The sequence below is a fragment of the Streptomyces cinereoruber genome (assembly GCF_009299385.1).
Lineage (GTDB): Bacteria > Actinomycetota > Actinomycetes > Streptomycetales > Streptomycetaceae > Streptomyces > Streptomyces bikiniensis.
The window spans coordinates 6849241-6861409 of the sequence record NZ_CP023693.1 but is presented as its reverse complement, the minus strand read 5'-3'; the positions used below and the strand labels follow the sequence as shown (position 1 = coordinate 6861409).

Here is a 12169-nt window from a genome sequence, read left to right as displayed (position 1 = left end):
GACATGGGAACCTTCAACCGACTGCACTTGATCCGTCAGGTCGATCTGTTCACACTGCGGCTCTTCCTCTCCGCGATCGAGGAGCAGCAGATCGGCCGGGCGGCGATCCGCGAGAACATCGCCGCGTCCACGGCCACCAAGCGCATTCAGGTCCTGGAGGACATCGCCGGGATCCAGCTGCTCGAACGCGGCCCCAGGGGGGTCGTGCCCAGCCCGGCCGGCGCGGTGCTCGCACGCTACGTGCGCCAGATCTTCGACAGCCTCGAGGACATGCGCTCCGAGATCGCCTCCTTCACCGAGGGGGTACGCGGTGACCTCACCATCGCGTCGGCGCGCACTCTCCTCGTCCCCTTCCTCGCGCGGGAGCTCGGCGAGTACAGCCGCGAGTACCCCCGTGTGAACCTCGCCGTGCACGATGTCGAGAACGCCGACATCGTGCAGCAGGTCGCCCATGGTCAGGCCGACATCGGCGTGTTCGCGACGGCTTACGAACTCGATCTCGACGGCGTCGACGTCACTCCCTACCGGCGCGACCGTCTGGTCGCGGTCGTGCGGCAGGACCACTGGCTGAGCGACCAGCTCAGCGTGACCTTCCGGGATCTTCTGCCGGAGAAGCTGATCGCGGTCAATTCGATGCTCGGGGCTTTCCGCGCCGCTGCCCGTCGGCTCGAGCGGGACTTCGAGCCGGGGTACACCGTGCGGAGCGCGAGCGTGGCGATCAGTCTCGTCCGGGCGGGGCTCGGTGTCACCGTGCAGCCAGAATGCCTGGTCAGCCAGGAGATGGCGTCCGGCGTGGCCATGGTGCGGCTCGACGAGCCGTGGGCGGTCCGGAAGATCCACATCGCCACTCCTCACGGCCGGGCCCTGGGGCCCGCGGCGCGCGCCTTCCTCGGCCAGCTGCTCGACCGTCCTTCGGACGACCACAGGGCCGCACCCCACTCCTGAGCGGCGGCCGGCGCGGCAGGACAACGAGAACTCCATGGCCCCGGGACGCCTCCCGGGACCATGGAGTTCTCGGCGTTGCGCCGCACCGGCCGCGCCCCGAACCCGTCAGGGGCCGGTGGACACTGCCTTTCCCGTGTCCACCGGCCCCTGACGTCGTGGGCGGCGCTACGGTGCGACGCGCTCGATCAACGAGACCTTGACGTGGTCCGGTCGCTTCAGGGTCCCGTCCGGGACGAGCTCGACGACCGTCTTCACGTTGAGGGCGGAACGGACCCGCTGCTCGATCGTGGCTCGCAGATCGCTCTGCGCCTCGGACCCCATGCCCGCGGAGTGTTCCACGACCAGGGGCAGCGGTCGCTGCGTCGAGTGGCCCTCGAAGTCGACGCGGATGCGCATCTCCCCGGTCGTCGCCGGCGCCAGCTCGGCGACGAGCTGCTTGACCGCCGAGGGGAACAGGTTGATCCCGCGCACGATCAGCATGTCGTCGGTGCGTCCGATGCACCGGACCTTGAAGCCGGTCCGTCCGCACGGGCAGTCGGTCCCGGTGACGACGACGTGGTCCCTGGTGCGGAAGCGCAGCAGGGCCGAGGCCCGACGGCGCAGCGCCGTGTAGACGAGCTCGCCCTGGGCTCCTTCCACCGGCTCGATCCGGGCACCGCTCTCGGGGTCGATCAGCTCGGCGATCATGAGGTCGGGCGACAGGAAGTGCATGCCGTCGGCCGCCTCGCACTCGCCCCAGTACGTACAGGCGATGTCGGTCCCGCCCAGCATCTCCCGCGAGGTCGCGCCCCACAGCGATTCCAGCTTCTCCCGTACGGCCGGGAGGCCGCCGCCCGGCTCACCGCCGACGCTGATGGCACGGACGCCCAGCTCGTGGGCGGGGCGGCCGACGATCTTCGGGGCCTGCTCGGCGAGGTGGGCGAGGAAGTGCGGAGTGCCGATGAGGGCGTTCGGCCGCTGGTCGGCCTGGATCCGCAGCAGCCGCTCCGCGCCGGCCTCCGCACCGATCGGGATGTCGACGATGCCCATGTACTGCATGATCTGCACGATGGGCAGCCCGCCGACAAAACCCTTGCTCATGCCGAAGGCATGGAGCAGCCGGTCGCCGGGCCGGAACCCGTTCGCGTAGAGGGCACGTGCCCCGAGCTCCGACCAGGTGACGATGTCGGAGGCGGTCAGGCCCACGTACGACGGGCTGCCGGTGGTGCCCGAGGAAGCCTGGATCTGCACGATCTCGGCACTGTCGACGCCGACGTGGGAACCCAGAGGCGGTGTCGCGGCGAGGCTGTCGCGGAGTTCCTGCTTCTCCGTGAAGGGGAGACCGGCCAGGTCGTCGACCGACCTGATCCTCGCCGGGTCGATGCGGTGCCGGGCGAACTTCTCCCGGTAGAAGGCGCTGTTCGCGGCCAGATGGTCGACCTGTTCCCGCAGCCGTTCGTTCTGGACCGCTCGTGCCTCCGCGGCGGAGACGGTCTCGATCTCGCTCCAGTACTTCTCCGAGAATGGGGCAACTGCCATGACGCCTTCTCCCTCTCGCCCCGGCTCGTCGGTGATCGCACGAATGCCGAACTCACCGGAATGCCTGCCAGGCGTCTAGATATCCGTCGCACGCTGGGTGCGAGGTTCATTGGATGCACGCGATAATATATCTTATTTAAAATTCTCACCAGAGGTGCCGGTCCTGAGACGAGCGTCCCCCGTGGTCCACCGACTCGGGCGGAGTTGCGTCGGAGAGCACTTCCCCGAGCGCCATCGCGTCGGATACGACCCCCTCGAAGCCCGCGCCGGTCATCGAGGTCTGCGCGTGAGCGTCCGCAGGCGGGCGCTGCCACCACGCCCGTGAACGAGCACCCCCGGCAGGCGGCCATCGCTCGGATGCGCGAGGAAGGGCCGCTCCTGGCCTGGGCTCGCCCCGACGCTCCCTTTCATCAAGAGCGCCCGGCAGGGGGGCAGAAATGTCATGGGACAGTCCCGTCCGGGGACGAGAACGGCCCATGGTGCGCAGCAGCGAGTAGCACCATACTCCTTTCCGTGGCTCGGATATTGCCGCCCACCGGAAAGCGCAGAACCATCATTTTCGTTTTCCACACCTCCGGTTTTCCCTTACGGAAACCTCTTTGGCCGGTCAATCCCACCACCATCCCCGCCGCAGGTCTGCGGCGGGACGCACCTTCAGGAGTAAGCACAATGCAATCCGTGCGGTTCAAGAACCGTTCCTGGGACGTCGCAGCCGATCTTCGGCTGCCCAAGGATTTCGACCCGTCGAAGAAGTACCCGGCGATCATCTGTGCCCACCCGATCAGCAGCTGCAAGGAGCAGACGTCCGGCAGCATCTACGGCGAGCGCCTGACCGAGCAGGGCTACGTCACGCTCGCCTTCGACGCCTCGCACCAGGGCGAGAGCGGCGGCGAGCCGCGGTACCTCGAAGACCCCGCCACCCGCGTGGAGGACTTCCGCTGCGCCGTGGACCACCTGGTCACCCTCGACTACGTCGACGAGAACCGCATCGGCTGCCTCGGCGTCTGCGGCGGAGGCGGCTACGCCGCCAACGCCACGATGACCGAGCACCGCATCAAGGCACTGGTCACCGTCGTCGCGGCCAACTACGGGCGGATCATGCGTGAGAGCGGCGCGATCGACACGCTCGAGGCGATCAGCAGGCAGCGCACCGCCGAGGCACGCGGCGCCGAGCCGCTGATCACCACCTACATCCCCGGGTCGCCGGAGGAGCGGGAACAGGCCGGCGCGACGGACATCGACATCGTCGACGCCGTCGAGTACTACCGGACGCCCCGGAGCCAGGACCCCAACTCGCCGAACAGACTGCGTTTCTCCGGCCTGGACGCGGCGGTCGGCTTCGACGCCTTCCACCTGGCGGAGGTGCTGCTGACGCAGCCGCTGCAGGTCATCGTCGGCGACGTCCCCGGTGCCTTCGGCTCCTACCGGGACGGCTTCGAGCTCTTCAACCGGGCCCGCTCCGAGAAGAAGGACATCCTGGTCGTCCAGGGTGCGAGCCACTACGACCTGTATGACCGGCCGGAGTACACCGACCAGGCGTTGCGGAAGCTGGAGTCCTTCTTCGGCGAGAACCTCTAGGTGCTCCGGAAGATCGTCTTGAGTTCGAGGTACGGGTCGAGACTGGCGGGTCCGAGCTCCCTGCCGATGCCGCTGTTCTTGACACCGCCGAACGGCGCCTCCATCGGGAAGGAGGCGCTGTTGACCCCGATGGTGCCGGTCTCGATCCGGCGGGCGACGGCTGTGGCCCGGTCGCGGTCGGTTGAGAAGACCCCTCCTCCCAACCCGTACTCCGAGTCGTTGGCGAGGGCCACGGCCTCGTCCTCGGTCTCGTAGGGGATGACGACGAGGACCGGCCCGAAGATCTCCTCGCGGGCGATGCGCATGTTGTTGGTGACATCGCGGAAGACCGTCGGCTGCACGTAGAAACCGATGGTGATGTCCGGGCGTCCCCCGCCGACGACCACCCTGGCCCCCTCGCGCCGTCCCAGCTCGATGTAGGTCTCCACGCGGTCCCGCTGTCGTGCGGAGACCAGCGGGCCGAAGAAGTTGGCGGGGTCGTTGGGGTCGCCCTGCGGTATCCCGCGCAGAGCGTCGGCGACCGCCTCGACCACCTCGTCGTACCGCGACCGGGGAGCCAGTACCCGGGTGAGGGACCGGCAGGTCTGGCCGGTGTTGGGTGAACAGGCCGAGGCCACGAACGGGCGGAAGGCGTCCAGGTCGATGTCGTCGAGGAGGATCGCGGCGGACTTTCCGCCCAACTCCAAGGTCACCCGCTTCAGTTCCCGGCCGCAGGCAGCGGCGATGGCCCTGCCCGCGGCCGTGGAACCGGTGAAGGCGACCTTGCGCACGAGGGGGTGCCCGACCAGGGTGGCACCCGTCTCTCGGCCGCCACTGACGACGTTCAGCACGCCGGCGGGGATACCCGCCTCGGTGGCGATCTCTGCGAAGAAGAAGGCATCGAGGGTGGTCTCCGGAGCCGGCTTGATCACCGCGGTGCAGCCGGCCGCGAGGGCGGGACCCACCTTCCAGGCGATCAGGGGCTGGGGCCCGTTCCACGGGGTGATGGCACCGACCACTCCGACGGGTTCACGGCGCAGCAGGGTGTCACCGACCGAAGTGCTCAGCGGCTCCTCCGTCACGAGCCGGTCCGCGAGCGAGGCGAAGTAGCGGTAGTTGAGCGGAACCTGGGCCTGCATCGCCCTGGAGACGCTGATGGGCGTTCCGTTCTGACGGGTGACGAGCCGGGACATCTCCTCGGCACGCCCCTCGAAAGCGTCGGCCAACTGCCGCAGGTGTCCAGCCCGTTCGGAAGGTTCGAGCGCCGCCCAATCGGATCCCGCGGCGGCCGCGGCGCGGACTGCGGCATCGATGTCCGCCGCGTCTCCGTCGACGATGGTGGCGAAGGTCTCCTCCGTCGCCGGGTCGACGACAGGGATGCGTTCCCGCGAGTGGGAGGGACGGAAGGAACCGTCGATGTGGTGGGACTCGGATGTGATGACCACTCCGGACAGCTCCTCAGGTCATTCTTCGACTTCCGGTCAAGTGAGCCGGGAGGCTATCGGATCGCATCCGCTGCTTCAATTTCCAAATCTCGAATCGGTCATTCGAAAATCTTCAATTGGGTCGAGCGTAACGCGGGTGTAACGTCCGCACGACGGAGCCCCGAGGCCGGGACAAAGCCTATTTCAGGGTACTGCTCCGTGACGACGCCAAAGGAGTGGGCTGTGCAGGGAATCACGTTTCCGGGTGATCGTCGTGCGGTTCTGAAGGAATTCCCCGACCCGCTGCCCGGTCCCGGGGAGGTCGTCGTCCGCATGCGCGCCTCGGGCATGTGCGGAAGCGATCTGCACTTCTACCGCGGGTCTGCGTCCTTCGGTGGGGGCGCGGACACCGTACAGGGGCACGAACCCTGTGGTGACGTGCACGCCGTGGGCGCCGGGGTGCCGCGGGAGAAGGCGGCTGTCGGCGACCGCGTCATGATCCACCACTACTGGGGCTGCGAGACCTGCGAACACTGCCGGTCGGGCTGGCCGCAGATGTGCGACGGCGGCGATGTGCGCATACCGTGCATCAACGAGCCCGGTGGACACGCCCCGTACATGGTGGTCCCGGTCCGTACGCTGCTTCCGCTCCCAGACAAACTCAGCTACAAGGCCGGCGCCGCCATCGGCTGCGGCACCGGAACGGCGTGGGGCGGGCTCAAGCGACTGGGCGACGTCGGCGGTACGACGCTGGTTGTCCTCGGCCAGGGCCCCGTCGGCCTCTCCGGCACCATGCTGGCGTCCGCCCTCGGCGCGAGGGTCATCGCCGTGGACATCAACGACACGCGACTGGACCGCGCACGCGAGTTCGGCGCGAGCGAGGTCGTCAACTCCGCCGAGGCCGACATTCGTGAAGCCGTCCTCGACCTCACCGGAGGCCGGGGGGCGAACGCCGTGCTGGAGACCTCGGGCGTGGCCAACGCCGACGCGCTGAAGGTCCTCGGCAAGTGGGGGCGCGCGTGCTTCATCGGGCTCCCGGGGCCGATCGAGTTCAAGACGGAGGACGTCTACAAGAACCAGTGGACCCTCATGACGTCCTGGACGCTCTCCTCGATCGAACAGCGCCGCTGCGCCGACTTCATCGCCGCTCGCGACCTGCCGGTGGACCGCCTCTTCACCAGGAGCTGGAGCCTCGACCAGGCCGCCGAGGCCTACGAGTGGTTCGACCGCCAGACCGACGGCAAGGGCGTCTTCGAGTTCTGACGGCTGCCGCCTGCCGAGACGGCCGGGACACGAGGCACGCGGCGAGCGCGGACATTCGCTTCCCGGAGAACCCACCCCCGTAGGACGGAGAAACGCATGTCGAGATCGAGATCGGTAAGGCGCATGTGGGCGCTCGATGCCCCCACCATCACCGTGGACAAGAGCATTCTGCTGCTGGGCGGCGGTGGCGAGACCGTGACCCTGCCCGCTCCGTGTTTCCTGGTCGAGCACGACGAAGGGCTGGTGCTGTTCGACACCGGGCTGGCCTCCGAGGCGGCGGGTGATCCGGCGGCCGCGTACGGACCGCTGGCGGCCATGTTCGAGATGACGTTCCCCGAGGAATGCCGCCTGGACCGGCAGATCGAAGCCCTCGGATTCCGCACGACGGACGTGAAGCGCGTGGTGCTCTCGCACGCACACTTCGACCACACCGGCGGACTGCACCATTTCACGCACGCCGAGGGCTTCGTCGGCTCCGGAGAACTGCGCTACGCCCACAACGCCGACCCGCACACGGCCGGGTTCTTCCGGAGCAAGGACCTCGAGGCGGCCGGAAGGATCAAGTGGAACGAGCTCCCGGCCGGCTACGACCACGACATGTTCGGCGACGGCAGCGTCACGCTGCTCTCCCTGCCCGGCCACACTCCCGGGGCCCTCGGCCTCCAGCTCCGCTTCGAGGACGGCCACACGCTGATCCTGACCGGGGACGCCGCGCATCTGCGCGAGAACATCGGTCACACCGTGGGCATGCCGTTCGACGCCGACGTCGTGCGCAAGCTCGATTCGCTGCGCAAGCTGAAGCTGCTCGGTACCAGGCCGGACGTGACCGTGTGGGTCAACCACGATCCTCAGGACTGGGCGACGCTGCGTGCCACGGGCAACGAGATCACGGCCGCTTCCCTGTACGCCGTACGATCCTGACGCCTCGGGCGTGTCGGGTCACCACCCCGGCACGTCCTCCCGCGCGACTCGAACCGAGGGGGCCGATTCTGTCCCTGGATACTCGAGCGACTCCGTGAAATTGTCCGATATGAGAAGTGCACGGATCGCAGAGGCGCCGCCGACGAGGTGACGCGTACGGTGAGGAGCAGCTCATGGAGCACGTGCGGTTCAAGAACCGTTCCTGGGACGTCGCAGCCGATCTTCGGCTGCCCAAGGATTTCGACCCGTCGAAGAAGTACCCGGCGATCATCTGTGCCCACCCGATCAGCAGCTGCAAGGAGCAGACGTCCGGCAGCATCTACGGCGAGCGCCTGACCGAGCAGGGCTACGTCACGCTCGCCTTCGACGCCTCGCACCAGGGCGAGAGCGGCGGCGAGCCGCGGTACCTCGAAGACCCCGCCACCCGCGTGGAGGACTTCCGCTGCGCCGTGGACCACCTGGTCACCCTCGACTACGTCGACGAGAACCGCATCGGCTGCCTCGGCGTCTGCGGCGGAGGCGGCTACGCCGCCAACGCCACGATGACCGAGCACCGCATCAAGGCACTGGTCACCGTCGTCGCGGCCAACTACGGCCGGCTCGTACGTGAGGGCGATTTCAGCGCCGGCGCCGCGATCGGCATGCTCGAAGCCGTCGGCAGGCAGCGGACAGCCGAAGCGCGCGGGGCGGACCCGGTCATCACGACCTACATCCCCAACAGCCAGGAGGAGCGGGAGTCCGCCGGCATCGCCGACATCGACATCGAACAGGCGATCGACTACTACAAAACCCCCCGCGGGGCCAACCCCAACTCTCCGAACAAGCTGCGCCTCTCCGGCCTGTCGGCCGCGGTCGGCTGGGACGCGTTCCACCTGGCCGAGTACCTGCTCACGCAACCGCTCCAGGTCATCGTGGGCGGCGTCCCGGGCGGCTTCGGCTCCTACCGGGACGGCTTCGAGCTCTTCGGCAAGGCCGCCTCCCAGAACAAGAACATCTTCGTCGTCGAGGGCGCGAGCCACTACGACCTGTATGACCAGCCGTTCGCCGTCGACCAGGCCTTCGAGAAGATCACGCCGTTCTTCAAGGACAACCTGTAAGACGACTCGGTCCCGCGCCGGCACCCATCAGTAGGGGAATGCCGACGCGGGACCGACGCGAACGTGTTCACAGCAGGACACGCGTGTCCGGAGGCCTGGCGTTCGGCCCAGGAGGAGCGGGGAGTCGACCGGGCGGTCCGTCAGCGCCTGGACAGCTCGTCGAGGCCGAGGCGTCGCCCGGAGAGGCACGACAGATCCGGGTCCAGGCTGGGGACTCGCGGAGCAGGAGGCGGCACCGGAGTCCTCGAAGCGATGAATGTCGTGGACGTCGAGCTGCCCGAATTCGTGAACGCCGCGAAGGCACCCGGCCTCGGCCCGCCCGCCGCCTGGCGGTCGCACAGTACGGGCGTGGCCTTGCGACGGGTCAGGTGTTCAGTGACAACCAACCGCTCGTCGAGGGGCTGAGCCAGCACCTGGCGCCGTCCCGTGCACGACACGAGCCGTCCGCCGGATGACTCGTCAGGCCGACTGGGCACGCTCATGGGCGAACACGGGCCCTGGGCGCGCGGTCGGAGCACGCGAGCATCCCAGGAATGCTCGCCCCACCGGCGACGGTCGTCGAAGACCGCGAGGCGTCCGGCCCTCACTGTTCCGCTCAGCGGTCGAGCAGGGTGACGACCGACTTGGTCTCCAGGTACTCCTCGACCGCTTCGGGGCCGTTCTCACGGCCCCAGCCGGACTGCTTGTAGCCGCCGATGGGCATCTGGACGCCACCGGCACGGTGCACGTTGATCCCGATCCGCCCGGCCCGGAGCCTGCGGGCGATCGTGTGGGCCCGCGCCACGTCCCTGGTCCACACACTGCCCGCGAGACCGTAGACCGAGTCGTTGGCTCCGGCGACGGCCTCGGCCACATCGGTGAAGGGCATGGCGGCGAGCACCGGCCCGAAGACCTCCTCGCGGACGACGGCCATCGACGGGTCGACGTCGGCCAGGACCGTCGGCTCGTAGAAGTACCCCTTCTCCCCTACCCGGGACCCCCCGCCCACCAGCCAGGCGCCGTCCTTGACGGCACCGTCCACGTGCCGGCTCACCCGGTCGAGGTGCCGCTGTGAGATCAGCGGTCCGAGGTCCACGTCCGGCTCGGTGCCATAGCCGATCCGGAGGGACCGGCCGTACTCGGCCACTCCCTCGACGACCTTGTCGAAGACGTCCTCGTGCGCGAAGAGGCGCGTCCCCGACGTGCAGATCTGGCCGGTGTTCCAGAAGACGCCCATGGCGACCCCCGGGATCACCTCCGACAGGTCCGCGTCCGGCAGCACGATCACCGGTGACTTGCCGCCCAGTTCGAGCTGGAGCTTCTTGAGGTTGCCCGCCGCCGCCTCGACGATCATGCGGCCCACCTGGGTGGACCCGGTGAAGGAGACCTTGTCGACGTCCGGGTGCGCGGCCAGCGCCGCACCCGCAGCCGCCTTGCCGGTCACGACGTTCACCACGCCCTCGGGGATTCCGGCCTCCAGGAGCAGGCGACCGATCGCCAGGGTCGTGAGGGGCGCCTCCTCCGACGGCTTGACCACACAGGCACAGCCCGCCGCCAGCGCGGGTGCCAGCTTCTGCGAGGTCGCGATCATCGGCGCGTTCCAGGGAACGATCATGCCGACGACGCCGACGGGCTCTTTGAGGGTGACCCCTTGGAAGCGGCGCTCGGCAGGCCCGATCTCCACGCTCCTGCCGTGGATCTTGTCGGCCCAGCCGGCGAAGTAGCGGAACTGATTCACCGCCTCGCCCAGCATCAACCGCGCCTGAGCCACCGGCATCCCCACGTCCAGGCTCTCCAGGCAGGCGAGTTCGTCCGCATGGGCTTCGAGGAGTTCGGAGACGCGCCACAGCACCACCGCCCTCTGAGCTCCGGAGAGCCGCAGCCAACGCTCGTCCCGGAACGCCTGGCGAGCGACCGCCACCGCCCTGTCGACATCCTCGGTCCCGCCCTCCGGAACCCGGGCGACCACTTCCCCCCTGCCGGGATCCACCACCGCGAAGGTCTGCCCGGACCGCGCCGGGACCCACGCTCCGTTGACCAGCATGCGTCCCGGCACCACCAGCGAGTCGAGCCCCCGCGCCGCTCCATCGACCGTCACTGCCCACGCTCCCTCGACACTCGCATCTCGCCGCACGCCGGTCTCGGCGCAGCGACGACAATTAATATTTTGTATATAATACGTAAGATGTAGTCGTCGCGATAGCCTTCCCGAAACATGCCGCTTCAGCTCCCGTTCCCGCAGGCCCGGCCGACCTATCGTGAGGCGCATGTCCGACAGCGACACCCCCCGCGAAAAGGCGATCCGGAGACAGGTCTCCCCTCTGGAGCTCTTCTTCGATCTGGTCTTCGTCTTCGCCGTCTCCCAACTCGCCCATCACCTGGTCGAGCACCTGACGTGGAGGGGAGCCGCCGAGACCGCCGTCCTGCTGGTGGCGGTCTTCGGCACGTGGGCGTTCACCAGCTTCGAGGCCACCCTGCTCGACATCACCCGACCGCGGACCCGGTTCACCGTGCTCGCCGTCATGGGCCTCGGCCTCTTCATGAACGCGGCGATCTCCCGCGCGTTCGCCGGCTCCGCCTGGCTGTTCGTGGTGCCGCTCCTGCTGATCATGATCGGTGTCCAGGCCCTCGCGGCCTTCGGCGCCCCCACCAAGGACATGCGCCGCCACTACCAGCGCGGCCTGGTCTGGACGGCGACCTCCGCCCCGCTGTGGGTGGTCGGGGCCACCCAAGCTCCAGGACCTCGACTGTGGTGGTGGGCCGCGGCCGCACTCATCGACCTGACCGGGACCTGGCTCGCCCACCCGCTGCCCGGCCGGGTGCTGCATTCCACGCACCTCGACTTCGACGCCGAGCACATGCTCGAAAGGCTCCGGCTCTTCCTCATCCTCCTGCTCGGCGAGACCGTCCTCACCATCGGCCGGACGATGGCGGTGGTGCCCGTCGACGCCCCGGCCGTCCTGGCCTCCGCCGGCGTCTTCGTCGCGCTGGTCTCCCTGTGGGCCGTGTACTTCGGAGGCGGCGAGGACGTCGTCGCCGTGCACGTCGCCCGCACCAGCGACCCCATCCGCTCGGTGCGCTGGGGCATCAACGTCACCTACTGCGCACTGGCCGCCCTCGTTACCGTCGCCGTCGCCAGCGAACTCGTCATCTCTCACCCCCTCGACCAGGGCTCCGTCCGACTGGCCCTGGTCCTGTTCGGCGGCCCCGTCCTCTATCTCGCATCTCAGGCCTGGTACTACCACGCCACCACCAGGCAAGCCTGGGCCCAACGCCTGATGGCCTGTGCCGTCTGCGTTCCCGCCGCCGTCGCCAGCCTCTGGCTGCCGTCCCTGGTCTCGCTCGTGCTGCTCGACCTGATCCTGGTGACGACGGCCGTCGTTCTCTCCCGGGCACACCGCCGACTGGCCGACGCGCTCCGGAGCGCCGACGGCGCCCCTGCCTGAAGAACGCTCCTCACCGTCC

General features: G+C 68.7%; 9 protein-coding genes. 6 read left to right on the top strand and 3 right to left on the bottom strand.

The features are described 5' to 3' along the window. The first annotated feature begins 3 nt into the window (after positions 1–3). Complete coding sequence (locus CP977_RS30825) at positions 4–945, top strand: LysR family transcriptional regulator (protein ID WP_152371215.1); 942 nt, start codon at positions 4–6, stop codon at positions 943–945. Positions 946–1110: 165 nt separating this feature from the next. On the opposite strand, the gene CP977_RS30820 is transcribed toward CP977_RS30825, so the two are convergent. Next, positions 1111–2463 (bottom strand): phenylacetate--CoA ligase family protein, encoded by a 1353-nt coding sequence (locus tag CP977_RS30820; RefSeq protein ID WP_152371214.1) that lies wholly within the window; start codon positions 2461–2463, stop codon positions 1111–1113. Positions 2464–3132: 669 nt separating this feature from the next. Here CP977_RS30820 and CP977_RS30815 point away from each other — a divergent pair. Continuing rightward, a complete protein-coding gene (locus CP977_RS30815) occupies positions 3133–4041 on the top strand; it encodes an alpha/beta hydrolase (protein WP_152371213.1) in 909 nt (302 codons plus the stop codon). Here CP977_RS30815 and CP977_RS30810 read toward each other — a convergent pair. Beyond that, on the bottom strand, positions 4038–5465 hold the full coding sequence (locus CP977_RS30810; RefSeq protein ID WP_152371212.1) for an aldehyde dehydrogenase: 1428 nt from the start codon (positions 5463–5465) through the stop codon (positions 4038–4040). The two genes, CP977_RS30815 and CP977_RS30810, sit on opposite strands and share 4 nt — an antisense overlap. A 198-nt stretch (positions 5466–5663) precedes the next feature. Between CP977_RS30810 and CP977_RS30805 the strand changes: the two genes are divergently transcribed. From CP977_RS30805 to CP977_RS30795, 3 genes are all read left to right on the top strand, one after another. Beyond that, positions 5664–6707 carry a zinc-dependent alcohol dehydrogenase family protein gene (locus CP977_RS30805; RefSeq protein ID WP_311736878.1) on the top strand — a complete coding sequence of 348 codons (1044 nt, stop codon included), beginning with the start codon at positions 5664–5666 and terminating at the stop codon, positions 6705–6707. Positions 6708–6803: 96 nt separating this feature from the next. Further along, complete coding sequence (locus tag CP977_RS30800; RefSeq protein WP_152371210.1) at positions 6804–7628, top strand: N-acyl homoserine lactonase family protein; 825 nt, start codon at positions 6804–6806, stop codon at positions 7626–7628. Between the two features lie 173 nt (positions 7629–7801). Next, on the top strand, positions 7802–8725 hold the full coding sequence (locus tag CP977_RS30795) for an alpha/beta hydrolase (RefSeq protein WP_152371209.1): 924 nt from the start codon (positions 7802–7804) through the stop codon (positions 8723–8725). Positions 8726–9320: 595 nt separating this feature from the next. Here the strand turns inward: CP977_RS30795 and CP977_RS30790 are convergent. Further along, positions 9321–10802, bottom strand: a complete 1482-nt coding sequence (locus tag CP977_RS30790) for an aldehyde dehydrogenase family protein (protein ID WP_229991782.1) — start codon at positions 10800–10802, stop codon at positions 9321–9323. Positions 10803–10971: 169 nt separating this feature from the next. Here CP977_RS30790 and CP977_RS30785 point away from each other — a divergent pair, with 169 nt between their 5' ends. Further along, positions 10972–12150 carry a low temperature requirement protein A gene (locus tag CP977_RS30785; protein ID WP_152371208.1) on the top strand — a complete coding sequence of 393 codons (1179 nt, stop codon included), beginning with the start codon at positions 10972–10974 and terminating at the stop codon, positions 12148–12150. Positions 12151–12169 lie beyond the last annotated feature (19 nt).